At 71.6% G+C, this 26,022-nt stretch carries 25 protein-coding genes; 19 read left to right on the top strand and 6 right to left on the bottom strand.

Annotated features, from left to right (window positions below):
• From alr to ACFVYN_RS29620, 4 genes are all read left to right on the top strand, one after another.
• Positions 1-1,057: alanine racemase (alr, locus tag ACFVYN_RS29635; protein ID WP_390003826.1), on the top strand; the 1,057-nt coding region annotated here is incomplete at its 5' end.
• 84 nt (positions 1,058-1,141) lie between these two features.
• Positions 1,142-2,395: an alpha/beta fold hydrolase gene (locus tag ACFVYN_RS29630; RefSeq protein ID WP_390003824.1), complete on the top strand. Its 1,254-nt coding sequence runs from the start codon at positions 1,142-1,144 to the stop codon at positions 2,393-2,395.
• Positions 2,367-2,873, top strand: coding sequence for a tRNA (adenosine(37)-N6)-threonylcarbamoyltransferase complex ATPase subunit type 1 TsaE (gene tsaE, locus ACFVYN_RS29625; RefSeq protein WP_390003822.1), 507 nt, complete (start codon positions 2,367-2,369; stop codon positions 2,871-2,873). The genes ACFVYN_RS29630 and tsaE overlap by 29 nt, the downstream gene beginning before the upstream one ends.
• A gap of 138 nt (positions 2,874-3,011) precedes the next feature.
• Positions 3,012-3,185: a hypothetical protein gene (locus tag ACFVYN_RS29620; RefSeq protein ID WP_390003819.1), complete on the top strand. Its 174-nt coding sequence runs from the start codon at positions 3,012-3,014 to the stop codon at positions 3,183-3,185.
• 77 nt (positions 3,186-3,262) lie between these two features.
• Here the strand turns inward: ACFVYN_RS29620 and ACFVYN_RS29615 are convergent, their stop codons facing one another.
• On the bottom strand, positions 3,263-3,814 hold the full coding sequence (locus tag ACFVYN_RS29615; protein ID WP_390003818.1) for a hypothetical protein: 552 nt from the start codon (positions 3,812-3,814) through the stop codon (positions 3,263-3,265).
• 203 nt (positions 3,815-4,017) lie between these two features.
• Here ACFVYN_RS29615 and tsaB point away from each other — a divergent pair, with 203 nt between their 5' ends.
• Genes tsaB through ACFVYN_RS29595 form a run of 4 tightly spaced genes read left to right on the top strand, consistent with a single transcriptional unit; the run spans position 4,018 to position 6,551 of the window.
• Positions 4,018-4,674 (top strand): tRNA (adenosine(37)-N6)-threonylcarbamoyltransferase complex dimerization subunit type 1 TsaB, encoded by a 657-nt coding sequence (gene tsaB / locus ACFVYN_RS29610; RefSeq protein ID WP_390003816.1) that lies wholly within the window; start codon positions 4,018-4,020, stop codon positions 4,672-4,674.
• Positions 4,671-5,225: a ribosomal protein S18-alanine N-acetyltransferase gene (rimI, locus tag ACFVYN_RS29605; protein WP_390003813.1), complete on the top strand. Its 555-nt coding sequence runs from the start codon at positions 4,671-4,673 to the stop codon at positions 5,223-5,225. The genes tsaB and rimI overlap by 4 nt, the downstream gene beginning before the upstream one ends.
• On the top strand, positions 5,218-6,303 hold the full coding sequence (gene tsaD / locus ACFVYN_RS29600; RefSeq protein WP_390003810.1) for a tRNA (adenosine(37)-N6)-threonylcarbamoyltransferase complex transferase subunit TsaD: 1,086 nt from the start codon (positions 5,218-5,220) through the stop codon (positions 6,301-6,303). Before rimI ends, tsaD begins: the two co-directional genes overlap by 8 nt.
• Positions 6,300-6,551: a hypothetical protein gene (locus tag ACFVYN_RS29595; RefSeq protein ID WP_390003807.1), complete on the top strand. Its 252-nt coding sequence runs from the start codon at positions 6,300-6,302 to the stop codon at positions 6,549-6,551. The genes tsaD and ACFVYN_RS29595 overlap by 4 nt, the downstream gene beginning before the upstream one ends.
• A 9-nt stretch (positions 6,552-6,560) precedes the next feature.
• Here the strand turns inward: ACFVYN_RS29595 and ACFVYN_RS29590 are convergent, their stop codons facing one another.
• A complete protein-coding gene (locus tag ACFVYN_RS29590; protein ID WP_390003804.1) occupies positions 6,561-8,855 on the bottom strand; it encodes a glycoside hydrolase family 3 N-terminal domain-containing protein in 2,295 nt (764 codons plus the stop codon).
• Positions 8,856-8,983: 128 nt separating this feature from the next.
• On the opposite strand from ACFVYN_RS29590, the gene ACFVYN_RS29585 reads away from it, so the two are divergent.
• From ACFVYN_RS29585 to ACFVYN_RS29555, 7 genes are all read left to right on the top strand, one after another.
• Positions 8,984-10,048, top strand: a complete 1,065-nt coding sequence (locus ACFVYN_RS29585; RefSeq protein WP_390003802.1) for a LacI family DNA-binding transcriptional regulator — start codon at positions 8,984-8,986, stop codon at positions 10,046-10,048.
• A gap of 270 nt (positions 10,049-10,318) precedes the next feature.
• On the top strand, positions 10,319-11,662 hold the full coding sequence (locus tag ACFVYN_RS29580) for an endo-1,4-beta-xylanase (RefSeq protein ID WP_390003799.1): 1,344 nt from the start codon (positions 10,319-10,321) through the stop codon (positions 11,660-11,662).
• Positions 11,663-11,723: 61 nt separating this feature from the next.
• A complete protein-coding gene (locus tag ACFVYN_RS29575) occupies positions 11,724-12,776 on the top strand; it encodes an LCP family protein (RefSeq protein WP_390003797.1) in 1,053 nt (350 codons plus the stop codon).
• 118 nt (positions 12,777-12,894) lie between these two features.
• A complete protein-coding gene (locus ACFVYN_RS29570) occupies positions 12,895-14,283 on the top strand; it encodes a VCBS repeat-containing protein (RefSeq protein ID WP_390003794.1) in 1,389 nt (462 codons plus the stop codon).
• A 149-nt stretch (positions 14,284-14,432) separates the two neighbouring features.
• On the top strand, positions 14,433-14,789 hold the full coding sequence (locus ACFVYN_RS29565) for a YciI family protein (protein ID WP_390003791.1): 357 nt from the start codon (positions 14,433-14,435) through the stop codon (positions 14,787-14,789).
• 47 nt (positions 14,790-14,836) lie between these two features.
• Positions 14,837-16,117 carry an RNA polymerase sigma factor gene (locus ACFVYN_RS29560; protein ID WP_390003788.1) on the top strand — a complete coding sequence of 427 codons (1,281 nt, stop codon included), beginning with the start codon at positions 14,837-14,839 and terminating at the stop codon, positions 16,115-16,117.
• 85 nt (positions 16,118-16,202) lie between these two features.
• Positions 16,203-18,245 (top strand): cell wall-binding repeat-containing protein, encoded by a 2,043-nt coding sequence (locus tag ACFVYN_RS29555; protein WP_390003786.1) that lies wholly within the window; start codon positions 16,203-16,205, stop codon positions 18,243-18,245.
• Here ACFVYN_RS29555 and ACFVYN_RS29550 read toward each other — a convergent pair.
• Positions 18,223-19,416, bottom strand: a complete 1,194-nt coding sequence (locus ACFVYN_RS29550) for a methyltransferase domain-containing protein (RefSeq protein WP_390003783.1) — start codon at positions 19,414-19,416, stop codon at positions 18,223-18,225. The two genes, ACFVYN_RS29555 and ACFVYN_RS29550, sit on opposite strands and share 23 nt — an antisense overlap.
• Before the next feature lie 91 nt (positions 19,417-19,507).
• Here ACFVYN_RS29550 and ACFVYN_RS29545 point away from each other — a divergent pair, with 91 nt between their 5' ends.
• The 4 genes from ACFVYN_RS29545 (at position 19,508) to groL (ending at position 23,571) form a co-directional block, all read left to right on the top strand.
• Positions 19,508-20,452 carry a polysaccharide deacetylase family protein gene (locus tag ACFVYN_RS29545; protein ID WP_390003780.1) on the top strand — a complete coding sequence of 315 codons (945 nt, stop codon included), beginning with the start codon at positions 19,508-19,510 and terminating at the stop codon, positions 20,450-20,452.
• Entirely contained in the window at positions 20,449-21,225 is a 777-nt protein-coding gene (locus ACFVYN_RS29540; protein ID WP_390003777.1) for a polysaccharide deacetylase family protein, read from the top strand. The genes ACFVYN_RS29545 and ACFVYN_RS29540 overlap by 4 nt, the downstream gene beginning before the upstream one ends.
• 298 nt (positions 21,226-21,523) lie before the next feature.
• A complete protein-coding gene (gene groES, locus ACFVYN_RS29535; protein ID WP_028807844.1) occupies positions 21,524-21,832 on the top strand; it encodes a co-chaperone GroES in 309 nt (102 codons plus the stop codon).
• Between the two features lie 113 nt (positions 21,833-21,945).
• Positions 21,946-23,571 (top strand): chaperonin GroEL, encoded by a 1,626-nt coding sequence (gene groL / locus ACFVYN_RS29530; protein WP_390003776.1) that lies wholly within the window; start codon positions 21,946-21,948, stop codon positions 23,569-23,571.
• Positions 23,572-23,658: 87 nt separating this feature from the next.
• Here groL and ACFVYN_RS29525 read toward each other — a convergent pair whose 3' ends face one another.
• The 3 genes from ACFVYN_RS29525 to ACFVYN_RS29515 all read right to left on the bottom strand — a co-directional run bounded on the left by ACFVYN_RS29525 (position 23,659) and on the right by ACFVYN_RS29515 (position 25,904).
• Positions 23,659-24,348: an ester cyclase gene (locus ACFVYN_RS29525; RefSeq protein WP_390003773.1), complete on the bottom strand. Its 690-nt coding sequence runs from the start codon at positions 24,346-24,348 to the stop codon at positions 23,659-23,661.
• A gap of 63 nt (positions 24,349-24,411) precedes the next feature.
• Positions 24,412-25,185: an SDR family NAD(P)-dependent oxidoreductase gene (locus tag ACFVYN_RS29520; RefSeq protein WP_390003770.1), complete on the bottom strand. Its 774-nt coding sequence runs from the start codon at positions 25,183-25,185 to the stop codon at positions 24,412-24,414.
• Positions 25,186-25,235: 50 nt separating this feature from the next.
• Positions 25,236-25,904, bottom strand: a complete 669-nt coding sequence (locus ACFVYN_RS29515; RefSeq protein ID WP_390003767.1) for an MOSC domain-containing protein — start codon at positions 25,902-25,904, stop codon at positions 25,236-25,238.
• Positions 25,905-26,022 lie beyond the last annotated feature (118 nt).

The following is a 26,022-nucleotide window of genomic DNA, read 5'->3' as shown; positions in this document are numbered from 1 at the left end:
CGTCATGGCCGTGGTCAAGTCCGACGCCTACGGCCACGGCGCGGTGCCCTGTGCCCGCGCCGCGGTCGAGGCGGGGGCCGGGTGGCTCGGCACCGCCACACCGGAGGAGGCTCTGGCGCTGCGGAAGGCCGGGCTGCCGGGGCGGATCATGTGCTGGCTGTGGACGCCCGGCGGCCCCTGGCGCGAGGCGATCGAGGCCGACCTCGACATCTCCGTCAGCGGGATGTGGGCGCTGCGGGAGCTCGTCGCGGCGGCCCGCGAGGCCGGCGTACCCGCGCGCGTGCAGCTCAAGGCCGACACCGGCCTCGGGCGGGGCGGCTGCCAGCCCGGCGAGGACTGGGCCGAGCTGGTCGCCGAGGCCCTGCGCGCACAGTCCGAGGGGCTGCTGCGCGTCACCGGCCTCTGGTCGCACTTCGCCTGCGCCGACGAGCCGGGCCATCCCTCCATCGCCGCCCAGCTCACCCTCTTCCGCGGGATGCTGGCGTACGCCGAGGGCCGGGGCGTGCGCCCCGAGGTGCGGCACATCGCCAACTCGCCCGCCACGCTCACCCTTCCGGAGAGCCACTTCGACCTCGTCCGGACCGGCATCGCGACCTACGGCATCTCGCCGAGCCCCGAGATCGGCGGCCCCGGCGACTTCCTACTGCGCCCGGTGATGACGCTGTCGGCGTCCCTCGCGCTGGTCAAGCGGGTTCCGGCCGGCCATGGCGTCAGCTACGGCCATCGCTATGTCACCCCGGGCGCCACGACCCTCGGCCTCGTACCCGTCGGCTACGCGGACGGCATCCCGCGGCACGCCTCCGGCGCAGGACCGGTGCTGGTCGACGGCAAGTGGTACACGGTCGCCGGGCGGATCGCCATGGACCAGTTCGTCGTGGACCTCGGCGGCGACGAGCCCGCCACCGGCACCCGGGCCGTGCTCTTCGGTCCCGGCGACCGGGGCGAGCCCACCGCCGAGGACTGGGCGCAGGCCGCGGGCACCATCGCCTACGAAATCGTGACCCGCATCGGAACGCGCGTTCCCCGCGTCTATGTGAACGAGGAACAAGCGGGGTAACCGCAACAGTGCGCGTCAGCACAGCCAGTCCCGCAACACCGGTATCACCCGGCCCTTGAACGACCCAGCGAACAGGAGCGGTACGTGAGCGAGAGCAGTGCGGAGGCCGTCGTCGACGCCGCCGCCTCGGTGGCCCTCGCCTCCGCTACGGCGGCGGGTGGCGGCTGGCGCCGGGCGACCGGGTTCGCCGGCGCCGCGATAGGCGTGATCGCCGCGGGCGCCGCGGCCGGGGTGGCCGTCGAGCGGCTCACCGTCGGACGCGGCATGCGGCAGCGGGCCCGCCTCGCCCTCGACTCGACCGGGCCGTACGGCGCACTGCGCGGCACCCCCGGCAAGGCGTACGCCGACGACGGCACCGAGCTGTACTACGAGGTCGACGACATCGACGCGGAGGCCGGGCCCGCGTTGTCGCCGCGCCGGCGCCGGCTGTTCGGGCGCAAGGCACCCGCTCCCGTGACGGTCGTCTTCAGCCACGGCTACTGCCTCAGCCAGGACTCCTGGCACTTCCAGCGCGCGGCGCTCAGAGGCGTCGTACGGACCGTGCACTGGGACCAGCGCAGCCACGGTCGGTCCGGGCGGGGTGCGCGGCAGGTGCGGGACGGGGTGCCGGTCGACATCGAGCAGCTCGGCCGCGACCTCAAGGCCGTCATCGATGCGACCGTCCCCGAGGGGCCGATCGTGCTCGTCGGTCACTCCATGGGCGGCATGACCGTCATGGCGCTGGCCGACCAGTACCCCGAACTGATCCGCGACCGGGTGGTCGCGGTGGCCCTGGTCGGCACGTCGTCCGGGCGGCTCGGCGAGGTCAACTTCGGACTGCCCGTCGCGGGCGTCAACGCCGTACGACGGGTGCTGCCGGGCGTCCTCAAGGTGCTGGGGCAGCGGGCCGACCTGGTGGAGAAGGGGCGGCGGGCCACCGCCGACCTGTTCGCCGGGATCATCAAGCGCTACTCCTTCGCGTCCCGGGACGTCGACCCGGCCATCGTCCGGTTCGCCGAGCGGATGATCGAGGGCACCCCGATCGACGTCGTCGCCGAGTACTACCCGGCGTTCGACAACCACGACAAGACCGCCGCCCTCGCCCATTTCGCGGACAAGCCGGTGCTCGTGCTTGCCGGCGTGGGCGACATGGTCACGCCCAGCGAGCACAGCGAGGCGATCGCCTCCCTGCTGCCGGAGGCGGAGCTGGTGCTGGTCCCCGACGCCGGGCACCTCGTCATGCTGGAGCACCCGGAAGTGGTCACCGACCGCCTCGCCGACCTGCTCACCCGCGCGGGAGCGGTACCCGCAGGGGCTACCGTTGGCGGTTATGGAAGCAGTACCGCGCAACCCGGTTGAGACCGAGCTGACCGTCACCTCCCCCGAGCAGATGCGCGAGCTGGGCCTGAAGCTCGCCAAGCTGCTGCGCGCCGGGGATCTCGTGATGCTCAGCGGGGAGCTCGGCGCGGGCAAGACGACACTGACCCGTGGACTCGGTGAGGGGCTCGGGGTGCGGGGGGCCGTGACCTCGCCGACCTTCGTGATCGCCCGGGTGCATCCGTCCCTGGGGGAGGGGCCGCCGCTGGTCCACGTTGACGCGTACCGCCTGGGCGGCGGGCTCGACGAGATGGAGGACCTCGATCTCGACGTCTCGCTGCCGGAGTCGGTGATCGTCGTGGAGTGGGGCGAGGGCAAGGTCGAGGAGCTGACCGACGACCGGCTCCAGGTGCAGATCCACCGCGCGGTCGGGGACACGACCGACGAGGTGCGGCACGTGACGCTGACGCCGGTCGGGGAGCGGTGGACCGCGGCCGACCTCAGCGTGCTCACGGCCTGAGCGCCTGCCCGCCGTGTGAACGTCCCGACAAACCGTCGGCAAGATGTTGCACCGGACGTCTCGTGCGTGGTCACATGGTACCCAGCTCGTAGTTAGGTCTGCCTAACTACGCCCGCCCCCGAACTCCAGGAGGCGTCCATGTCGGCCACCGAGAACCGGCCCCAGCCGCAGCCGTACGTGCTCGTCGGCGGCGTGTCCATGCGTGATCTGCTGGCTTCCTGCGCGGCTGCGGAGGCCGTCTCCACACCGCCGCGGCTGCCCGACCCGGGGACGGCCCGGGCGGCTGCCGCTGAGCGACCGAAAGCGGCCTGAGCGACCGAAAGCGGCCTGAGCGACCGAAAGCGGTCTGAGCGCCCGGCACCGGCCTGGTCGGGCTGTCGGGCTCGGGCTCAGTGGATGACCGCGACCCTGGCGCCGATCGTCGCGAAGGCCCACATCGCGTCGCCGTCCTCGCGGGACTCCCGGATGCCGCCCGTCGGCACCGTGGTGACGGCGGGGGCCGGACGCCCCGCCTCCGCCACGGCCGAGCTGAAGCCGATCGCCACGCCGTCGATGCTGGTGAAGCGGACCACGTGTTCGATGGGCGTGCCGTCGGTGCCGGTCACGGAGTTCGAGCGGGAGGTCACCACGTAGACGCCGGGGGCCGGGTCGATGGTGCCCGGCATGACCTGAAAGGTGCGGGTGACCTGGTTGGCGGCGTTGACCAGCCAGACACGGTTGTCGTCCAGGGAGTACACGACGCGCTCGCCGGCGCCCGAGCCCGGCGGCAGCGCGGCGGGGTTGCGCTCGTCGCGGGGGACCTTCGAGGTGACGGCCGCGGGGACACTGCCGGCGTGTGCCCTGGTGGGGACCGTCGCGGCGGCCTGGTAGGCGAGGAAGCCGACCGTCGCGAGGGCCGCGGTGGTGAGGGCGGTCACGAAAGCCGCGTTGCTGGTTGCCACCGGTCACCTCTCGAGTACTTGGTCCTGATTTGTGGCGACCGTAGCAGGTCGTCGAGCGGGTGCCGTGCCGTCGTGGCTGGTCGCGCCGCGAGCGGCCGAGCACGCAGAGCCGTACACCGGTACACCGGTACACCGGTACACCCCCCGGGTGCCGGTAGTGGCCTGCGGCCACCCGGGGCCGCCCGGAGCCGTAGGCTGTTTGCGTGCTCTTGCTCGCTCTGGATACCGCCACCCCCGCCGTGACCGTCGCCCTGCATGACGGGCGGGACGTCGTCGCCTCGTTCAGTCAGGTGGACGCGCGTCGGCACGGGGAGCTGTTGTTGCCGGCCGTCGACCGGGTGCTCGCGGACGCGGGGGTGAAGCTGGACGCGGTCACCGGGATCGTCGTGGGAGTCGGACCCGGGCCCTACACCGGGTTGCGCGTCGGGCTCATGACCGCCGACACCTTCGGGCTCGCGCTCAAGATCCCCGTCCACGGGGTGTGCACCCTGGACGGACTCGCCTACGCGGCCGACGTCGGCGACGGCCCCTTCGTCGTGGCGACCGACGCGCGGCGCAAGGAGGTCTACTGGGCCACCTACTCGGACCCCCGCACCCGCCTGAGCGATCCCGCGGTCGACCGGCCCGCCGACATCGCCGAGCAGGTCGAGGGGCTGCCCGCGGTCGGCGCCGGGGCGCTGCTCTACCCGGACACCTTCCCCGACGCCCGCGAGCCCGAGCACGTGTCGGCCGCCGCGCTCGCCGCCCTCGCCGCCGAGCGGATCGAGGCCGGGGAGGAACTGCCCGCCCCGCGCCCGCTGTATCTGCGGCGGCCCGACGCGCAGGTGCCCAAGAACTACAAGGTGGTCACCCCCAAGTGACCGCACCCGTGATTCCTGTGCTGCGCGAGATGCGGTGGTGGGACATCGACCCCGTCCTGGAGCTGGAGAAGGACCTCTTCCCGGAGGACGCCTGGTCGCGGGGGATGTTCTGGTCCGAACTCGCGCACTCCCGGGGGCCCGACGCCACCCGGCGGTACGTGGTGGCCGAGGAGGGCGAACGGATCGTGGGGTACGGCGGGCTCGCCCTCGCCGGCACCGAGTCCGACAGCGGCTCCGCCGCGGGGGCCGACGTCCAGACGATCGCCGTAGCCCGCGACCACTGGGGCACCGGGCTCGGGGCGACCCTGCTGACCGAGCTGCTGCGGGCCGCGACCGCCTTCGAGTGCGCCGAAGTGATGCTGGAGTGCCGGATCGACAACATCCGCGCCCAGAAGCTCTACGAGCGCTTCGGCTTCGAGGCCATCGGGTTCCGGCGCGGCTACTACCAGCCGGGCAATGTGGACGCCCTGGTCATGCGGCTGACCACAGCATCCGACAGCGGCTCCGCCGAGCGACCGACATCAGAACGAGGAACCGAGATCAATGGCTGACGAACCGCTTGTCCTGGGCATCGAGACCTCCTGTGACGAGACCGGCGTCGGCATCGTCCGGGGTACCACCCTGCTGGCCGACGCCATCGCGTCCAGCGTCGACGAGCACGCCCGGTTCGGTGGCGTGGTGCCGGAGGTGGCCAGCAGAGCACACCTCGAAGCGATGGTGCCGACCATCGAGCGCGCCCTGAAGGAGGCCGGTGTCTTGGCGAAGGACCTCGACGGCATCGCCGTCACCGCCGGTCCCGGACTCGCCGGTGCCCTCCTCGTCGGGGTCTCCGCCGCGAAGGCGTACGCCTACGCGCTCGGCAAGCCCCTCTACGGCGTGAACCACCTCGCCTCCCACATCTGCGTCGACCAGCTGGAGCACGGGGCGCTGCCCGAGCCGACGATGGCGCTGCTGGTCAGCGGCGGTCACTCGTCGTTGCTGCTGTCCTCCGACATCACCTCCGACGTGCGGCCCATGGGCGCGACCATCGACGACGCGGCCGGCGAGGCCTTCGACAAGATCGCCCGGGTGCTGAACCTCGGCTTCCCCGGCGGTCCCGTCATCGACCGGTACGCGCGCGAGGGCGACCCCTCGGCGATCGCGTTCCCGCGCGGACTGACCGGGCCGCGCGACCCGGCGTACGACTTCTCCTTCTCCGGGCTGAAGACGGCGGTGGCCCGCTGGATCGAGGCCAGGCGGGCCGCGGGGGAGGAGGTGCCGGTGCGTGACGTGGCGGCCTCCTTCCAGGAGGCGGTCGTGGACGTGCTGACCCGCAAGGCCGTGCGGGCCTGCAAGGACGAGGGCGTCGACCATCTGATGATCGGCGGCGGCGTGGCCGCCAACTCCCGGCTGCGGGTCCTCGCCCAGGAGCGCTGCGAGGCGGCGGGCATCCGACTCAGGGTCCCCCGGCCCAAGTTGTGCACCGACAACGGCGCGATGGTCGCGGCGCTGGGCGCGGAGATGGTCGCGCGCAACCGGCCCGCGTCCAGTTGGGACCTGTCCGCCGACTCCTCCCTCCCGGTGACCGACCCCCACGTGCCGGGCCACGACCACGTGCACGAGGTCAGCAAGGAGAACCTGTACTCGTGACGGTCGCGTTGATGTGGGAGGCCCGGGCGGTCGAGGGCCGGGGCGAGGACCTGCTCGCCTGGGCCCGCAGGCAGGAGCTTCCCGTACGGCCGTTGCGGCGGGAGACCTTCAAGGCGCCGCAGGACCGCGTCCTGGTCGTCACGTGGTGGGACGCGGCCTACGACGCCGAGCTGCCCGAACTCCCCGAGCCTGACGGTGAGTTGGCGGCACGGGCGGTGCACCGGTGGCGGTTCGAGTCGGTGGAGTGACGACGGCTCCTAAGAGACCTCCGTCTCGCAGCGCAGCCGGCGGTCCGCGCCCAGTTCCCGCACCGGGCCCGTCAGGCGCAGCCGTGCCGTGTGCCTGGCCTCCGCGCTCGACGCCGACAGCCGTAGCTCCAGGTCGCCCGGTTCGACGATCCGGCGGCCCTTGCGGTCGGTGAACGCCGACAGCTCCGCGTGGAAGCGGAAGGTCACGCGACGCGACTCACCCGGCCCCAGCTCCAGCCGCTGGTAGCCGATCAGGCGGACGTCCGGCCGGGTCACCGAGGCCACCGGGTCGTGCAGGTACAACTGCACGACCTCCGTGCCCGCGCGCTCGCCCGTGTTGCTGACCGTGACCGACAGGTCGTACGAGCCGTCCGTGCCGATCTCCGCCTCGGCGGAATCGGACTCCCAGGCGAACGTCGTATAGGACCGCCCGTGTCCGAAGGCGTACAGCGGGGTCGGGTCCAGGTTGCTGACCTCGCCCGCGAGGCCGAGCGGCGGCTGGAGGTAGGTCCACGGCTGGCCGCCGGGCACCCGGGGGACGCTCACCGGGAGGCGGCCCGAAGGGTTGACGCGGCCCGACAGCACTCCCGCGACCGCCGGGCCGCCCTCCTCCCCGGGGAAGAAGGCCTGGACGACCGCGCCGAGCCGGCCGTCCCAGCGGCCGAGCGCGTAGGGGCGGCCGGTCAGCAGCACCAGCACGACCGGGACGCCGGTGGCGACCAGCGAGTCCAGCAACTCCCCCTGCACGCCCGGCAGTCGCAGGTCCGTCACATCGCAGCCCTCGCCCGAGGTGCCCCGGCCGAACAGGCCCGCCCGGTCGCCGAGCACCGCCACGCAGACGTCCGCCTCGGCCGTGCGGGCCACCGCCTCCTCGAAACCGCCGGTGTCCGGCTCGTCGACCCCGCAGCCCTCGGTGAACGTCACCTTGGCGTCGGGGAGTTCGGTGCGCAGCGCCTGAAGGACCGTGGGGATCTCGATGCCCATCGGGATGTCGGGGTGGTGGGTGAGGACATGGGAGGGGAAGGAGTAGCAGCCCAGCATGGCGAGGGCGTCGGCGGCGCGGGGCCCGACGACCGCGATCCGGGTGTCCGGGGCCAGCGGGAGCAGGCCGTCCGGGTTGTCGAGGAGGACCACCGACTCCTCGGCGAGGCGGCGGGCCAGGGCGCGGTTCGCGGTCGAGTCGAGGTCGATCCGCTCGGTGGGCTCCGGGGTCCAGTTCTCGTCCAGGAGGCCGAGCGCGCACTTCTGGAGCAGGACCCGGCGGGCCGCCCGGTCGATCAGGGACTCCGGCACGAGACCCGCCCGGACCGCCTCCAGCAGGGGTTTCCCGTAGCACTTCACCGTGGGCAGTTCCACGTCGAGGCCCGCCGCGAGGGCCGCGTGCGCCGCGCCCGCCTCGGTGCCGGCGATCCGGTGCTGGGTCTGCAGGAAGCCGACGCCGAAGTAGTCGGCGACCACCGTGCCGGTGAACCCCCACTCCTCGCGCAGGAGTTCCGTCAGCAGGCCGGGGTCGGCGGAGGCCGGTACGCCGTCGGTGTCGGTGTACGCGGCCATCACCGAGCGGGCCCCGCCCTCGCGCAGGGCGAACTCGAAGGGCGGCAGGGTGACGTCGGCGAACTCGCGCACGCCCGCGCGCACGGGCGCGAGGTTGCGGGCGCCGGCAGAGGAGGCGTACCCGGCGAAGTGCTTGAGCGTGGCGACGATCCCGGCCGACTCCAGGCCGCGGACGTAGGCGGCGCCGATCGTGCCCACCAGGTACGGGTCCTCGCCGATCGTCTCCTCGACCCGTCCCCAGCGCGGGTCGCGGACGACGTCCAGGACGGGGGCCAGACCCTGGTGGACGCCGACCGTGCGCAGGTCGCGGCCGATGGCGCCGGCCATCTTCTCGACCAGCTCGGCGTCCCAGCTCGCGCCCCAGGCGAGCGGGACCGGATAGGCGGTGGCCCGCCAGGTGGTGAACCCGGCCAGGCACTCCTCGTGGGCCAGCGCCGGGATGCCGAAACGGCCCGCTTCTGCGATACGGCGCTGGGCGCGGGCCAGTGCCTGCGCGCCCAGCGCCGGGTCCACGGGGGCGGTGCCGAAGGGCCGGGTGAGCTGGCCGAGCCCCCGGGTGATCAGCTCGTCCCAGTCGTAGTCGGCGGTCATCTCGCGCTGGAGGGGGGCGACTCCGTCCCCGTCCGCGCTGGCGCCCACCCACACGCCGTAGAGCTGGGCGGTCTTCTCCTCCAGGGTCATCCGGGAGAGGAGGTCGTCGACGCGGGCGGAGGCGGTCAGGGCGGGGTCACGCCAGGGCGCGGTGGTCATGTAACTCCTGTCGGGCTCGACTGTCGGGCCGACTTCGCGAATGTTTCGACATTTAATCCGAATGTTTTGGGAACCTAGGGCCGTCAGGAGGGTTCGTCAAGAGGTCGTGCAGGGATACGATCGCCGCCATGACACCCCCGGAGCCCGCTGAAACCCGGACGACTTCCCCGACGGCAGGACGGTCGCCGCAGACGGCAACGCTGGCCGAGATCGCCCGCGAGGCGGGTGTGTCGGCGCCGACAGTTTCGAAGGTCCTCAACGGCCGGGCCGACGTCGCGCCCGCGACCCGCGCCCGCGTCGAGGACCTGCTGCGCGCGCACGGCTACCGGCGCCGGCGCGCCGAGGCGAGCCGTTCGCCCCTGATCGACCTGGTCTTCCATGAGCTGGAGAGCGCGTGGGCGATGGAGGTCATCCGGGGTGTGGAGAACGTGGCCCGGGACGCCGGGCTCAGTGTCGTGCTGAGCGAGAGCGCGGGGCGGCTCACCCCCGGGCGCACCTGGGCCGACCAGGTCGCCGCCCGCCGCCCGCACGGGGTGGTCCTCGTGCTGTCCGGGCTCGACGAGTCCCAGCGCGCGTTGCTGGCCAGCAGATCGATCCCGTTCGTGGTGATGGACCCGGCCGGCGATCCGGGCGCCGACGTGCCCTCCATCGGCGCGACCAACTGGCAGGGCGGACTCGCCGCGACCCGGCACCTGGTCGAGCTGGGGCACCGCAGGATCGGCGCGATCAGCGGGCCCTCCCGCATGATGTGCAGCCGCGCCCGCGTCGACGGCTACCGGGCCGCCCTGGAGACCGCGGGGCTGCCCGTCGACCCCGAGCTGATCATGGCCGGTGACTTCCACCACGAGACCGGCTACCGCCAGGGCCTGGAACTGCTGCGCCGCCCGGACCGGCCCACCGCGGTCTTCGCCGGCAACGACCTCCAGGCGCTCGGCCTCTACGAGGCGGCCCGCGAGCTGGGCCTGCGCATCCCGGAGGACCTGAGCGTGGTCGGCTTCGACGACCTTCCGGTGGCGCCCTGGGTCGGCCCGCCGCTGACGACCGTACGGCAGCCGCTGACCGAGATGGCCGAGGCCGCGGCCAAGCTGGTGCTCGACCTGGGCCGGGAGGGCGGCAGTCCGGCGGCGACCCGGGTGGAGCTGGCGACGAGCCTGGTGGTGCGCAGCAGTACGGGAGCACCTCCGGCGGTTTGACCGGGGCGGATACGACCCCGACCGCGCTCCGGCCGACGGACCCCTCGCCAATGGCTTGGTGGTGCTCCTTGTGGGGCGGCCGCAGGTTTGTCGTGGCTGGTCGCGCAGTTCCCCGCGCCCCTGGGTGGGACATCGCGGCCGGTGCCATGGACTTCGGGTGCCGCAGTACCGCTGAGGCCGGGGAGTGGCTATTGACGGGTGTGGTGCGTGCGCCCACACTCCTCCGAAGCCAATCGGTTGTACGACCGAAACTTTCGGAGGGCACCCGCAATGAGATCTCTGAGAACCGGCTTATCCCTTGTGTCCCTCCTGAGCGGCCTGGCGCTGCTCGTCCCGGCCGCCACGGCGAGCGCCGCCGACACTCCGCTGCGGGACCTCGCCGCCGCCAAGGGCAAGGTCATCGGTACGGCCGTCACCGGGTCCAAGCTCACCGGCACCTACGGCGACCTCGCCGGGGCGCAGTTCAACTCGCTGACCCCCGGCAACGCCATGAAGTGGGGCTCGGTCGAGCCGAGCCGCGGCAGCTACAACTGGGCCGAGGCCGACCAGATCGTGAACTTCGCCGAGGCGCACGGCCAGCAGGTGCGCGGCCACACCCTGGTCTGGCACAACCAGAACCCGGACTGGCTGACCAACGGCACCTGGACCCCGGCCCAGCTCGGCCAGCTCCTGAGCGACCACATCGCGCTCGAAGTGGGCCGCTACAAGGGCAGGCTCGCCGCCTGGGACGTCGTCAACGAACCCTTCAACGAGGACGGCACCTACCGCCAGACCCTCTGGTACAACGGCCTCGGCACCGGCTACATCGCCCAGGCCCTCACCGCCGCCCGCGCCGCCGACCCGGCCGCCAGGCTGTACATCAACGACTACAACGTCGAGGGTGTGGGCGCGAAGTCCACCGCCCTGTACAACCTGGTCAAGTCGCTGAAGGAGCAGGGCGTCCCGATCGACGGCGTAGGACTCCAGGCCCATCTGATCGTCGGCCAGGTCCCCGCCACACTCCAGCAGAACATCCAGCGCTTCGCCGACCTCGGCGTGGACGTGGCGATCACCGAGCTGGACATCCGGATGACGCTGCCCTCCGACAGCGCGAAGCTGACCCAGCAGGCCGCCGACTACAAGGCCGTCATGAACGCGTGCGTGGCGGTCGCGCGTTGCGTCGGCGTCACCGTCTGGGGCTTCACCGACTCCGACTCCTGGATCCCGAGCACCTTCCCGGGCCAGGGCGCGGCGACGCCGTACGACGAGAACTACGCGCCGAAACCGGCGTACCACGCGATCGGGGAGGCGCTCGGCGGTACGACCACGCCTGAGCCGACGGGGGCGTGCAGCGCGGCCTACAGCGTGACCAGTCAGTGGGACACCGGCTTCACGGGGCAGGTGAAGATCTCCTGCTCGGGTGCCGCCCTGTCGTCCTGGAAGGTCGGCTGGACGTACGGCGCCGGGCAGCGGATCACCCAGGCCTGGAACGCGACCTGCGCCCAGTCCGGGACCGCGGTCAGCTGCTCGAACGCCGCCTACAACGGGACGGTGCCGGACGGCGGCTCGGTGACCTTCGGGTTCAACGGCTCGTGGAGCGGCGGCAATCCGGTTCCGGTCGTGACACTGGGTTGAGAAGTCTGAGATTTTCCGAAGAATGCCGGCCGGGAGGCGTTCCTCGTAATAATTCGGACTTATGTTCCTCTCTGTGATCGGAGACGACGAGGACAGACGAGTGGGCCGGCGGCCGAGAGTACTGAAGGCCGTCGGCCTCACCCTCGCGGGTGCGCTGGTCCTGGGATGCGCGGCGGCGGGCTGGGCGTACTGGCATCTCAACAGCAACATCAAGAGCGTCGACATCAACAGCGCGCTCGGCGACGACCGCCCCGCCAAGGCGACCCCGGCCCCCGCGCCCTCGGCCTCGCAGGAGGTACCGCTGCCCACCGAGGCCCTGAACATCCTGGTCCTGGGCTCCGACTCACGCAGCGGCAAGGAGAACCAGGCGCTCGGCGGCGGGGACAGCACCGGCGCCCGGTCCGACACCGCGATGGTCGTGCACATCGACGCGGGCCGTACCACGGCCACCGTCGTCAGCATCCCGCGCGACACCCTCGTCACCCGCCCGTCCTGCCCCCTGGCAAGCGGAGGCTCCACGGCGGTCTCGTACGGCGCGATGTTCAACACCGCCTATTCGGTGGGTGGTCCGGTGTGCGCGGTCAAGACCGTCGAGTCGATCACGGACGTCCGCATGGACCACTACATCGAGATCGACTTCTCGGGCTTCGCGAAGCTGGTGAACGCCCTCGGCGGGGTCACGGTGACCACGGACGAGGACATCGACGACAACGACAGCCACCTGCATCTGAAGGCGGGCACCCACCACCTCGACGGCAAGCAGGCACTCGCCCTCGCCCGCACCCGGCACGGCATAGGCGACGGCAGCGACCTGGGCCGCATAGGCCTCCAGCAGAAGCTGGTGACGGCCCTGCTGGAGCAGATCTCCTCGACGAACCTGCTGACCAGCCCCGCCAAGCTGTACTCCGTCGCCGACGCCGTCACCGGCAGCCTCACCACCGACACCGGCCTCGACTCCCTGACCGAGCTGATGAGCCTCGGCGAGAGCCTGAAGGGCCTCGCGGCCGACGACGTCAAGACGGTGACCATGCCGGTCGTGACCGCGGCCTCCAACCCCAACCGTGTGGTGGCGAAGGAGCCCGCGGCGAGCGAGCTGTGGGAGTCGCTGCGCTGAGCCCTCGCCCTCGCCTTCCCTGACGTGTTCACCGAAAAATCGGACGCCTGCTGCAACCAGAGAGCGTCCAGGGGTGTCTGTTGCGGTGACCACATTGCAGTAACCAGGGGGAACACCGATGTCCAACTCGCGTTCGTACAAAGCCTTTTCCGTGCCGCTGATCGCCGGAGTGCTCGCGCTCGGCGGGATACCCGCCCTCGCCGGCAGCGCCGCGGCGGCCGAATCGAAGGCCGTCCAGAACGACTTCAACGGCGACGGCTACAAGGACCTCGCCGTCGGCGCCCCGTTCGCCACGGTCGGCGGCAAGGAGAGGGCGGGCTACGTCACCGTCATGTACGGCGGCCCGCACGGCCTGACCAAGGACAGCCGCACCATCATCAGCCGTTCCACCAGCGGGATCCCGGGTGACCCGGCCGCCGGCGAGAACTTCGGCTACCAGCTGTCCACGGGGGACCTGGACGGCGACGGACGCACCGACCTGATCATCGGGCAGACCTCCTCGATCCGGGACGCGGTCGTCGTCTGGGGCACCAAGGAGGGCCTGTCGGGCGGGGTGTCCGTACCCGCGGCGACCACCCAGGCGGGCGACTTCGACGGTGACAGCTGGCCGGACCTGGTCCTGTTCCGCGGCGGCCGTGCCCCGGGCGACGACCCGCTCGGCACGGAGGCCACCGTCTGGCGGGGCCCGATCTCCCGGGCGGGGAAGCCGACCGCCACACAGGACTTCGGCTCGACCAGGGTGGAGCCCTTCGACGTGATCAACGCGGCCGCCGGGGACGTCAACGGCGACGGCCGCGACGACCTCGCGCTGACCGTCTACACCGGCGACGGCGGCTTCGGCTCGCAGCTCTACCTGGCCAACGCCTCCGGAGGCGCCTTCACCTATACCGCCGGCCCCGGGGGCAGCGGCCAAACGGCCTTCGGCGACGTCAACGGCGACGGTTTCGACGACGTCGTCCGGGGCGTCCCGAACGAGTCCACGGTCACCGTGGCCCTCGGCTCGGCCTCCGGTCCGAAGCCGGCATCGACCTGGAAGTCGTACAGCCAGGACACCGAGGGGGTCCCCGGCGCCACGGAGGAGGAGGACCGCTTCGGTGAGGCGGTTTCCGTCCGTGACATCAACGGCGACGGTTACGCCGACGTGGCCGTGGGCGCGCCCGGCGAGACGCTCGGCGACAAGGACGGGGCGGGCATGGTCGACGTCCTGTACGGCAGCCGCGACGGCCTGACCGGCGCGGGCGCCCAGGGCTTCACCCAGGACACCGACGGCGTCCCCGGTGCCGCGGAGTCGGGCGACGACTTCGGCGGCTCGGTCAGCCTCCTCGACATCAACGGCAACGGCTACGCGGACCTCGCGGCGGCGGCGCCCCGCGAGAACACCGGCGACGGCGCGGTCTGGTCGCTGCGGGGGCGTCCGACCGGCATCGTGACGGACGCGGCGTTCACCTTCGGCCCGGCAGCGATCGGGGCGCTGCCCAGCGCGCGGTTCGGCGAGTCGCTGTCGTAGCAGGTCAGGACCCCGTTTCAGGGCCCCGTTCCGGGGCTCTGGAAAAAACTCCGAAGAAATCCGTGGGGTCTGTCGATCCCGGCCTCTCCCGAACGACGCACTGGTGAGAGGCCGGGCAGGACCGGCCCCGCAGCGACCGAGGAGTCACCATGCCGCGTTACCTGTCGATGATCCAGATCGACGAGAAGACCGCCCCCGCCGAGGGTCCCAGCGACGCCCTGATGCAGCGCATGGGCGAGCTGATCGAGGAGATGACGAAGGCCGGGGTGCTGCTCGACACCGCCGGGCTCACACCGACCGCGCAGGGGGCCCGGGTGCGGTGGGAGAAGGGGCAGCTGTCGGTGACCGACGGTCCCTTCGCCGAGGCGAAGGAGGTCGTCGGGGGGTACGCGATCGTCCAGGCCAAGGACATGGCCGAGGCGATCGAGTGGACCAAGCGCTTCCTGAAGGTCCACGAGGAGCACTGGACGGTCACCTGCGAGGTGCGGGAGATCATGGAGGGCTGAGCCCGCTTCCTTGGCCGCGGGGGCGTACGGGTGTCGAATGGGGGGTTGTGACCTCACAGCCCCCCACCGCCGACGCCCGCTCCTCCGCCCAGACCGTCGTGGAGACCGTCTTCCGCATGGAGTCGCCGCGCATCATCGCCGGTGTCACCCGGGTCGTCCGCGACGTGGGCATCGCCGAGGAACTCGCGCAGGACGCGCTGGTCGCCGCGCTGGAGCAGTGGCCGCGCGACGGCGTCCCCGACAACCCGGGCGCCTGGCTCACGGCCATCGCGCGGCGCCGGGCCGTGGACCTGGTCCGGCGCCGGGAGAACTACGCCCGCAAGCTGGCCGAGATCGGCCGGGACCTGCCGGAGACCGCCCCGCCCCAGGAGCCCGCCGACCTCGAGGACATCGACGACGACCTGCTCAGGCTCGTCTTCACCACCTGTCACCCGGTTCTCTCCGCGGAGGCCCGCACCGCGCTCACCCTGCGGCTGCTCGGCGGTCTGACCACCCCGGAGATCGCCCGCGCCTTCCTGGTCCCGGAGGCGACGGTCGCCCAGCGCATCGTGCGCGCCAAACGGACCCTCGCGACCAAGAACATCGCCTTCGAGGTGCCCTACGGCCCCGACCGCGAGGCCCGTCTCGGCTCGGTCCTCGACGTCATCTACCTGATCTTCAACGAGGGGTACGCGGCCACCGCGGGCGACGACTGGCTGCGCCCCTCCCTGTGCGAGGACGCCCTGCGCCTGGCCCGCCTGCTGTCCGCCCTCATGCCCAAGGAACCCGAAGTGCACGGCCTGGCCGCCCTGTTGGAGTTCCAGGCTTCCCGCACGGCCGCCCGCACCGGACCCCGCGGCGAGCCGGTCCTGCTCAGGGACCAGAACCGCAGCCGCTGGAACCGCATGCTCATCGCCCGCGGCATCAAGGCCCTGTCCCGCGCCGACGCCACGGCCACCGGCGCACCCGGCCCCTACGTCCTCCAGGCCGCCATCGCCGCCTGCCACGCGCACGCGTACTCCTACGACGAGACCGACTGGCCGGCCATCGCCACCCTCTACGCCCTGCTCGCCGCCCGCACCCCCTCCCCGGTCGTCGAACTCAACCGTGCGGTCGCCGTCTCGATGGCCGAGGGCCCGGGCCCGGCCCTGGAGATCGTCGACGCACTCACCGACGAACCCGCCCTGCTGGACTACCACTTGCTGCCCAGCGTGCGCGGTGATCTCCTCGCCCGCCTGGGACGGATGACGGAGGCGCGGGCCGAGTTCGAACGGGCCGCCGCGCTGGCCCGCAACGAACGGGAGCGGGAGCTGCTGCTGGACCGGGCGCGAACAGGTGTACACCAGTAAATTCGTTCCCCTGGTGTCCGGTTGGCGACCTACAGTGACTCAGTCTCTGTGTGGAGACCGTGAAAACCCTGTAGAGGATGACAACTTGAGACAGTTCACGCGCCACCGTGCCGCGGCGCTCGCGACCGCGGCGGCGCTCGCCGCGGTGGGCACCCTGGCCGCCGCGCCCGGCGCCGCCGCCGACGACGCGGGCCCCTGGCCGGGCACCGAGGGCCGGATCCTCACCGACGGACCGGTACTCGTCGACACCGCCACCGGCAAGCAGACCGCGGTGCCCAACACCTACGGCGGCTACGCCGCCTGGGCCCCGGACGGCAGCCGTCTGGTCACCTCCGCGAGCCAGATCACCAGCATCCGCCCCAGCGGCGGCTCGAAGTTCACCCTGCCCTGGGCGGAGGGCGTGCGCTCCAGTGCCCCGTACCAGGACCTGGCCTTCTGGTGGGGCGGCCGTTACGTCGTCTTCTCCACCGGCGGCCAGCTCGCCTACGGCCCCTCCGACGCCTCCTGGGCGCCCCGCCCGCTGCTGTCGTCGGCCCTGGAGCCGGACACCGTCTGCGACACCGACCCGACGGTGAGCCCGTCCGGCAAGGTCGCCTTCGAACGCCGTATCAACTTCGGCTGCAACGACAACGCCGGCGTGTACGTCTACGACCCGACCGCCAAGACGGTCAAGCGGGTTCTCAGCGACGCCGGGCAGCCCGCCTACTCGCCCGACGGCACCAAGCTGGCCTTCGTCCGCAAGGACGCCGACGGCAAGCAGCAGATCTTCACGGCCAACGCCGACGGCACCGACGTCAAGCAGCTCACCACCGGGCCCGGCTATGTCGCCAACCCGTCCTGGTCGCCCACCGGCACCCGGATCGTCTTCGACGCGCACACCACGGGCGACAGCTCCGACGTACAGACCACCGAGTACGCCGACCTCGCCACCGGTGAGCGCACGGCCGTCCCGGGCACCCCGCAGGGCGGCAACCCCAGCTGGCAGCCGCTGCGCAAGAACAACACCGCCCGGATCTGGGGCTCCGGCAGCACCCCGACGGCCGTCGCGGCCTCCCGCTGGACCTGGAACAAGGTCGGCACCAGCGCGCCGGGCCTGATGGACGCCAAGGCGGCCGTGCTGACCAACCAGGACAGCACCGCGTACGCGCTGACCGCGCCCGCGCTGGCCGGCAAGAAGCAGGGGCCGGTCCTCGCGACCCCGCAGGGCGGTCTTTCGGCGGCGGTGAAGGCCGAGCTGAAGCGGGTGCTGAAGCGGGGCGCCAACGTCTATCTCCTCGGCTCCCCGTCCGTCCTGAGCTCCACGGTCACCTCCCAGGTCAAGGCCCTCGGCTTCACGCCCAAGCGGCTGACCGGCGCGGACCGCTTCACGACCTCGGTCGCCGTCACCAAGACGATCAGCACCAGCCCGAAGTACGTCTTCCTGGCCTCCGGCACCGACGCCTACGCGTCCCTCCCGGCGGCCGCCGCGGCCGGCGCCGACGGCACGAGCAGCGCGGGCGGCCTCGTCCTGACCAACGGCAAGAAGCTGTCCTCGTCGGTGAAGTCGTACCTCAACGGCCTCAACCCCGCGAAGACCATGGTCATCCCGGTGGGGGCGGACGCCAGGTACGCGCTGACCCACACGGGCTTCTCCCGGTGGCCGTCCTCGTACTCGTACTACCCGATCTCCGGGAAGACGAGGGCCGCCCTTTCGGTGGCCGTCGCCAAGTTCTGGTGGAGCACGCCGAGCAACGTGGCCCTCGCCTACTCGAGTTCCTGGCGTGACGGGCTGTCGGCGGCCGGGGCGATGAACGTCTTCGGGCCGGTCCTGTGGACCTCCCGCGCCTCCCTCTCGCCCGAGCTGACGAGCTATCTGCTGCGCGAGTCCGCGAGCACCAACCTGGTGGTCGCCTTCGGCGGTACCGGCAACCTCTCGGCGGGCACCCTCGGTTCGGCGGGCGCCTCGGTCGCCGCGAACAGCGCCCAGGTCGTCTACACGCCGTTCCGCAATGGCGACACGCCGGCGAGCACCCGGACGAGCGCCCTGCGAACCGGCGGCGACGAGAACCGGAACGCCACCGCGGCGCGGACCGGCCCGGTCGGCGCCGATCCGCACCTGGAGCCGCTCAGGACCGTCCAGCACCAGTGACGGCCCTCGCGGGGGCGCCGATCAGCATGGTCGGCGCCCCCGCGACCCGGGTCAGGAACACGGTGGCCGAGTGCGGCCCCTGCGGCTTCGGCAGCGCCTTGCGCCGCAACTCCTCCGGCTCGACGGCCGACCCCCGCTTCTTCACGGTCAGGATCCCGACCTCCCGCTCGCGCAAGAGCGCCTTCAACTTCTTCACGTTGAAGGGGAGTTGGTCGGTGATCTCGTAGGCGGTGGCGTACGGGGTCGGGTGCAGTGCGTCGGCGGTGACGTAGGCGATGGTCTCGTCGATCAGCCCGCCGTCCAGGTCCTCGGCCACCTCGGCGACCAGATGGGCCCGGATGACGGCACCGTCGGGCTCGTACAAGTACCGCCCCACGGACCGGACTTGGGGGTCGGGCAGGCCCCGCCCGAGCAGCGTCCGCGGTCCCGGCAGCAGCGTCGACCGGACGGCGCCCGGCGCGGTGCCGAACCACAGCACCGCCTCCTTCACGTCCCCGCCGTCGGAGATCCACTCCGCCTCGGCCTCCGCCGGAACCGCCTCGTGCGGGATGCCCGGCGCGACCTTCAGCGCGGCGTGCGGGGCCTTCAGGGCCGCCCGCACGGCCCAGGACAGCGGCGGCGAGTAGGCCTCCGGATCGAAGATGCGGCCCCGCCCGCCACGCCGCGCGGGATCCACGAACACGGCGTCGTACGCGGCCGTGTCGACCTCGGTGACGTCCGCCTCCCGTACGTCGATCAGGTCGGCGAGCCCCAGCGCGTCCGCGTTCGCCCGCGCGGCCGCCGCCGTCAGCGGGTCCCGGTCCACCGCGAGGACCCGGATCCCGGCACGGGCCAGCGCGATCGCGTCACCGCCGATCCCGCAGCACAGGTCCGCGACGGAGGTGACGCCCAGGGCCCGCAGCCGCTCCGCTCGGTACGCCGCCACGCTCGCCCGCGTCGACTGCTCGACCCCGTTGGGCGTGAAGAACATCCGCTCCGCGTCCCCGGCGCCGAACTTCGCCGCCGCCCGCTGCCGCAGCCGTGCCTGGCCGAGCGCCGCGGAGACCAGGTCGGCGGGGTGCTCGCGGCGCAGCCGGGTGGCGACGGCGAGTTCGTCGGCGGGGGCGGTGCCGCGCACGTCGTCGAGGAGGGCACGGCCCTCGGGGGTGAGGAGGGGAGCGAGGTCGGTCACCGGGTCATTGTGGGCCAGTCGGTGGACGGTCCGCTTCCGGGCGGCGGTGTCGGCCCGGGTGCTCCGCCCTGACCTGCGAGGATCCGACGCCATGGGAACAGTAGGACAAAACGATAAAAATGGTGCGTTGAAGGTGTCGATCCGCAGCGGACTCGTCCTCCTGGCCGTGGCCGCCCTGGTCTCCGGCTGCGCCCGCCCGGCCGGGACGGACGCACGGCCACAGCAGCCGCTCAAGGCACCCCCTGCCGCCGCCCCCGGCGGCGACCTCCACGCCGACAAGACCGTCATCCGGGCCGCCAGGCTCCGTGCCGAGCAGAGACGGATCGCCGCCGCCGCCAGGCGCTGGGGGCTCAGGATGGCCCCGTTGACGGCTCCGCCCGCGCCCGTGACCAAGCCGCGCATCACCACCCGCCACGGCTTCGAGGTCGAGGGCCACGAGGAGAAGGGGCTGCCCCCGGTCTTCACCACGGTTCCCACCGAGCAGAAGATCGTCTTCCTCACCATCGACGACGGCGCCGAGAAGGACCCCGCGTTCCTGCGGATGACGAGCGAACTGAAGATCCCCTACACCGCCTTCCTCAGTGACTACCTGATCAAGGACGACTACGGCTACTTCGCGAAGATGCAGCGCAGGGGGGTCGTGCTCAACAACCACACGCTCCACCACCCCTACCTGCCGGGGCTGTCGTACGCCCGCCAGAAGCACGAGATCTGCGGCATGCAGGACGTCATCGAGAAGCACTACGGCACCCGGCCCGCGCTCTTCCGCCCGCCTTACGGGAACTACAACGAGGACACCCTGCGCGCGGCCGGGTCCTGTGGCATCCGATACGCGCCGATCTGGAACGAGGAGGTCTACGTCGACCACTGGGAGTACCGCGAGGAGGACCAGCGGATCCACCCCGGCGACATCGTGCTCAGCCACTTCCGGGGCCGCGAGGACTGGAAGGGCACGATGACCGACATGGTCCGCCGCTTCCTGGACAAGGTCACGGCCGAGGGATACGCCGTCGCACGCCTCGAGGACTACCTGTGAGACCGCGGACCCTGCTCGCCGCCGCACTGGCGGCCGTACTCCTCGCCGGCTGCGCCCAGTCCGTCGACCCCATCGAACGGCTGGGCAAGAAGGCGGCCCAGCGGGTGGGGTCGTACGGGTCGGCAAGGGCGGACGGACGGCCGTACCGCCACTGGGGTCTCACGGCCCCGCTGCCGGCGCCCCCGCGAGTGCCGGCGCACGCGGTGGCGGGCCCGGTCCGGATGCCGCCGGTGGTGAGACGGGTGCCGACGTCCGACAAGGTCGTCTTCCTCACCTACGACGACGGCGCGGAGAAGGACCCGCGCTTCGTCGACCTGGTCCGTGAACTGCGGCTGCCCGTCAGCATGTTCCTCACGGACAGCGTCGTCGGCCCCGGCTACGGCCACTTCGCGCGCCTGCGGTCGGTCGGCGCGAGCATCCAGAACCACACCCTGGACCATCCCGCCCTGCGCGGCCTGCCGTACACGGGCCAGCGCGCCGAGATCTGCGGCCAGCAGGAGAAGCTGCGCTCCCGCTTCGGGACCCGGCCACGGCTGTTCCGGCCGCCCTACGGCACGTACGACCGCACGACCCTGCGCGCGGCGGCCGACTGCGGGCTCTCGGCGGTGGTGCTGTGGAGCGTGGCGGTGGAGGGAGGCGCGCCGCGGCGGCCGCTGCGGGCGGGCGACATCATCTCGGTGCCGTCGGGAGAGGCGACGGGGCCGACCCTGAGACTACTGCGGGAGATCCAGCGCCGGGGTCTGACGGTGGCGCGCTTGGAGGACTACCTGTAGGGGGATTCAGCCCGTCCGGCGTTCGAGGACCAGGCCCTTCGGGCCGAAGCGGGGGTTCGGGGCGGCAGCCCCCGGGACGGCAACCGCCACTCACGCGCACCCGAAAAACGCTCAGCCGCGCCGCGAATTGGCACTCCGCTTGACCGAGTGCTAATCACGGTCATAGTCTCGGGTCTGGCACTCCCCCCTGGAGAGTGCCAACACAGCGACGGGCAGGTCCGGCACCCGCGACGACGGATCCACCTGGTCGCCACCTCAGACAGTCAACCCCGTGATCTCCGAAGGGGGAGGTCGGATCGTGACGACCACCAGCTCCAAGGTTGCCATCAAGCCGCTCGAGGACCGCATTGTGGTCCAGCCGCTCGACGCCGAGCAGACCACCGCCTCTGGCCTGGTCATCCCGGACACCGCCAAGGAGAAGCCCCAGGAGGGCGTCGTCCTGGCCGTGGGCCCGGGCCGCTTCGAGAACGGCGAGCGCCTGCCGCTCGACGTCCAGACCGGCGACATCGTGCTGTACAGCAAGTACGGCGGCACCGAGGTGAAGTACAACGGCGAGGAGTACCTCGTCCTCTCGGCTCGCGACGTGCTCGCGATCATCGAGAAGTAATTCACCCCAGCATTTCTCTGAGCTGCGCCCCTGGCCCCCGCGATCACCAACAAGCCGGGCGCCCGGGGCGCAGTCTCTTTTTCCCCTAGATTTCCGAGAGGGCTCACGCTCCCATGGCGAAGATCCTGAAGTTCGACGAGGACGCCCGTCGCGCCCTCGAGCGCGGCGTCAACAAGCTTGCCGACACGGTCAAGGTGACGATCGGCCCCAAGGGCCGCAACGTCGTCATCGACAAGAAGTTCGGCGCTCCCACCATCACCAACGACGGTGTCACGATCGCCCGCGAGGTCGAGCTCGACGACCCGTACGAGAACCTCGGTGCCCAGCTGGTGAAGGAGGTGGCGACCAAGACCAACGACATCGCGGGTGACGGCACCACCACCGCCACCGTGCTCGCCCAGGCGCTCGTACGCGAGGGCCTGAAGAACGTCGCCGCGGGTGCCTCCCCGGCCGCCCTGAAGAAGGGCATCGACGCCGCGGTCAAGGCCGTGTCCGAGGAGCTCCTCGCGACCGCCCGCCCGATCGACGAGAAGTCCGACATCGCCGCCGTCGCCGGTCTGTCCGCCCAGGACAGCCAGGTCGGCGAGCTCATCGCCGAGGCGATGGACAAGGTCGGCAAGGACGGTGTCATCACCGTCGAGGAGTCCAACACCTTCGGTCTGGAGCTGGACTTCACCGAGGGCATGGCCTTCGACAAGGGCTACCTGTCGCCCTACATGGTCTCCGACCAGGAGCGTATGGAGGCCGTCCTCGACGACCCGTACATCCTGATCAACCAGGGCAAGATCTCCTCGATCCAGGACCTGCTCCCGCTGCTCGAGAAGGTCATCCAGTCGGGTGCCTCCAAGCCGCTGCTGATCATCGCCGAGGACGTCGAGGGCGAGGCCCTGTCGACCCTGGTCGTCAACAAGATCCGCGGCACCTTCAACGCGGTCGCCGTCAAGGCCCCCGGCTTCGGTGACCGCCGCAAGGCGATGCTGCAGGACCTGGCGGTCCTCACCGGCGCCACGGTCATCTCCGAGGAGGTCGGCCTCAAGCTCGACCAGGTCGGCCTGGACGTGCTCGGCACCGCCCGCCGCGTCACCGTCACCAAGGACGACACCACGGTCGTCGACGGTGCCGGCGACTCCTCCGAGGTCGCGGGCCGTGTCGCCCAGATCAAGGCCGAGATCGAGAACACCGACTCCGACTGGGACCGCGAGAAGCTCCAGGAGCGCCTCGCGAAGCTGGCCGGCGGCGTGTGCGTGATCAAGGTCGGCGCCGCCACCGAGGTGGAGCTGAAGGAGAAGAAGCACCGTCTGGAGGACGCCATCTCCGCGACCCGCGCCGCGGTCGAGGAGGGCATCGTCTCCGGTGGTGGCTCCGCGCTCGTCCACGCCGCCAAGGTGCTCGAGGGCGGCCTGGGCAAGACCGGCGACGAGGCCACCGGTGTCGCCGTCGTCCGCAAGGCCGTCGTCGAGCCGCTGCGCTGGATCGCCGAGAACGCCGGCCTGGAGGGCTACGTCATCACCTCCAAGGTCGCCGAGCTCGACAAGGGCCAGGGCTTCAACGCCGCGACCGGCGAGTACGGCGACCTGGTCAAGGCTGGCGTCATCGACCCGGTCAAGGTCACCCGCTCCGCCCTGGAGAACGCCGCCTCCATCGCCTCCCTCCTCCTGACGACCGAGACCCTGGTCGTCGAGAAGAAGGAAGAGGAGGAGCCGGCCGCCGGCGGTCACAGCCACGGCCACTCCCACTGAGCCTCACCGCTCGCAAAGGGCCCCGTTCCGCACTCGCGTGCCGGACCGGGGCCCTTCCCCTTCGCGGGTCACTTCCCCCTTCGCGGGTCACTCCCCGAGTACGCCCAGCTGTTCCAGCAGCCCGGCCCGGTCGTACTGCCACCAGCCCTCGCAGATCACCCCGTCCCGGAAGCGGTGCCAGGTGGTGCCGGTCATGGTGACGTTCTGGCCGGTGGCCGGGATCCCGAGGAAGTCGCCCTTGTGCCGGCCGGCCACGGTCCAGCGGGTGCACACCCGGTCGTCCTGGGCGATCTGGTCGTCGACCCGGAAGGCGAGGTCGAAGGCCTGCCGCCACCCTTCATACACCTGGCGCGAACCCTCCAGGTCCACGTCACCGGGGTTGGCCGGGTCATGCTCCAGGTAGTCGTCGGAGAACCCTTCGAACACGGCGTCCGTGTCGGACCGCCCGGCCCGCTCGAAGAACTGCCGTGACGTCGCCGGGTTGAGCTGCTCGTCCCGCACCACGTCCAGATCCATGAAGGTGGGCGTCTCGTCGCACAGGGCGACCATGTCCTCGAAGATCCGCCCCGTCTCCGGCAGGCCGGAGTTGCGCATCGCCTCCTCGTACGACGGGAACTCCACGATCTCGACGAAGTGCGACGCGTCGGAGCGGTCCTTGCCGACCACCGCATGCGTCGCGGTCCGCTTCCCCTTGGTCTGCTCGACCCAGGTGTCCATCAGCCGGTCCATCTCGTCGAAACGGCTGGTCCTGCAGTCGATGAGCTGTACGAACGTCATACGCGATCGCCTCCGGCCCCCCTGGGTCCGGCATTACGGCTCCATTGTCCGCCTTTTCCGGCCCTACTGCGGCCCGTACTTGCGCCCGGTCCTCGACGTGATCCCGCCCAGCAGCCCGCGCGGTGCCACCTTCACCAGCCCCATGAGCGCCTTGTAACGCGGGTCCGGGATCGACAGGGTCTTGCCGCGGGACAGGTCGGCGAGGGCCGCGGCGACCAGCTTGTCGGCGTCGAGCCACATCCAGCCGGGGATGTTGTCCGTGCCCATCCCGGCCCGCTGGTGGAACTCGGTCCGCACGAAACCCGGGCACAGCGCCATCAGCCGCACCCCGCTCCCCGCCAGGTCCTTCGCCGCGCCCTGCGTGAACTGCACGACCCACGCCTTCGAGGCGCCGTACGTCCCGCGCGGCACGAACGCGGCCACCGACGCGACGTTCACGACACCCCCGCGCCCCCGCGCGCGCATCGCCTCCGTCGCCGCCGACGTCAGTCGCAGTACCGCCTCGCAGTGCACCTTGAGCATCTTCAGCTCGTCGGCCATGGAGACATCGAGGAAGCGGCCCTTGTTGCCGAAGCCGGCGTTGTTGACGAGGAGGTCGACGGGGGACCTGCGGTCGGCGAGGCGGGCGGCGACCGCTTCGATGCCGGGATCCGTGGCGAGGTCAGCGGTGAGGACCTCGGCCTCGATGCCGTGCCGGTCGTGGAGTTCGGTTGCCTGGTCCTGGAGCCGCTTGGTGTCGCGGGCCACCAGCACCAGGTTGTGCCCGTCAGCCGCCAGGCGTCGTGCGAACGCGGCACCGATGCCCGCGGTCGATCCCGTAATCAATGCCGTTGTCATGGCGCAAGGTTAGTGACCGGGACGGACAGCGTCCGCCTGCCGAGGGCCCGTCAGGAGCCGTACTTCTCCACATACTCCAGCGCCCACTGCCGCAGCTCCGGATGGAGCGCCTCGCCGGCCGCCAACAGCCGTGGCTGGAGCGGCCGTTCGGTGGTCATCGCCCGGAACGCCAGGGCGACCGTCACGTCGTGGTCCGGCCGGTGCACGATCTCGACCGGGTCCCCGGTACGGATCTCGCCCGGCCGGATCACCCGCAGGTAGGCGCCCGGCGCGCCCTTCTGCGTGAACCGCTTCACCCAGTGCCGCTCGCCCATGTGGCCCTGGAAGGTGCCGCACGGGATCCGCGCGCTGGTGACCTCCAGCACCACCTCGGACCCGATGAGCCAGCGTTCGCCGATCCGCGCGCCGGACACGTCGATGCCCTCGGTCGTGAGGTTCTCGCCGAACGCGCCGTTGGTCAGGGTGCGCCCCAGCTCGTCCTCCCACGCGTCCAGGTCCTCGCGCGCCATCGCGTACACGGCCTGGTCGTCACCGCCGTGGTGCTGCTTCTTGCACACCGCGTCCCCGGCGAGCGCGCTGCCGCCGATGCCCTTGGGCCCGGGCGCGGCCACCCGCACCGGTCCGTCGACCGGCCGCTTGTCGATACCGGTGACGCCCTCCGGATTGTCCGTGTAAGGAACGGCCTTCTCGCGACCCAGATTCACCGACAGAAGCCTCATGACGGCACGGTAGGGGACCGGCACCCAAAGGTGCCACGCATTATTCGGCGCCGCATCAAAGCGCGGCTTATCCTCGAAGGGTGATCGAAGCCCGTCATCTCCGTGTCCTGCGCGCCGC

This window comes from Streptomyces sp. NPDC058307 (assembly GCF_042880295.1).
Taxonomy (GTDB): domain Bacteria; phylum Actinomycetota; class Actinomycetes; order Streptomycetales; family Streptomycetaceae; genus Streptomyces.
Note: the sequence above shows the minus strand (reverse complement) of the source record. Positions and strands in the feature narration are given on the sequence as shown.

Bases quoted from the DNA above. Each gene is read 5' to 3' on its own strand.
- ACFVYN_RS29570 (WP_390003794.1), top strand. From the start codon at position 12,895: ATGTCCAACTCGCGTTCGTACAAAGCCTTTTCCGTGCCGCTGATCGCC.
- ACFVYN_RS29525 (WP_390003773.1), bottom strand. From the start codon at position 24,348: ATGACGTTCGTACAGCTCATCGACTGCAGGACCAGCCGTTTCGACGAG.
- tsaD (WP_390003810.1), top strand. From the start codon at position 5,218: ATGGCTGACGAACCGCTTGTCCTGGGCATCGAGACCTCCTGTGACGAG.
- groL (WP_390003776.1), top strand. From the start codon at position 21,946: ATGGCGAAGATCCTGAAGTTCGACGAGGACGCCCGTCGCGCCCTCGAG.
- tsaE (WP_390003822.1), top strand. From the start codon at position 2,367: ATGGAAGCAGTACCGCGCAACCCGGTTGAGACCGAGCTGACCGTCACC.
- ACFVYN_RS29620 (WP_390003819.1), top strand. From the start codon at position 3,012: ATGTCGGCCACCGAGAACCGGCCCCAGCCGCAGCCGTACGTGCTCGTC.
- ACFVYN_RS29565 (WP_390003791.1), top strand. From the start codon at position 14,433: ATGCCGCGTTACCTGTCGATGATCCAGATCGACGAGAAGACCGCCCCC.
- ACFVYN_RS29590 (WP_390003804.1), bottom strand. From the start codon at position 8,855: ATGACCACCGCGCCCTGGCGTGACCCCGCCCTGACCGCCTCCGCCCGC.
- ACFVYN_RS29520 (WP_390003770.1), bottom strand. From the start codon at position 25,185: ATGACAACGGCATTGATTACGGGATCGACCGCGGGCATCGGTGCCGCG.
- ACFVYN_RS29580 (WP_390003799.1), top strand. From the start codon at position 10,319: ATGAGATCTCTGAGAACCGGCTTATCCCTTGTGTCCCTCCTGAGCGGC.
- ACFVYN_RS29515 (WP_390003767.1), bottom strand. From the start codon at position 25,904: ATGAGGCTTCTGTCGGTGAATCTGGGTCGCGAGAAGGCCGTTCCTTAC.
- ACFVYN_RS29545 (WP_390003780.1), top strand. From the start codon at position 19,508: ATGGGAACAGTAGGACAAAACGATAAAAATGGTGCGTTGAAGGTGTCG.
- ACFVYN_RS29585 (WP_390003802.1), top strand. From the start codon at position 8,984: ATGACACCCCCGGAGCCCGCTGAAACCCGGACGACTTCCCCGACGGCA.
- ACFVYN_RS29575 (WP_390003797.1), top strand. From the start codon at position 11,724: ATGTTCCTCTCTGTGATCGGAGACGACGAGGACAGACGAGTGGGCCGG.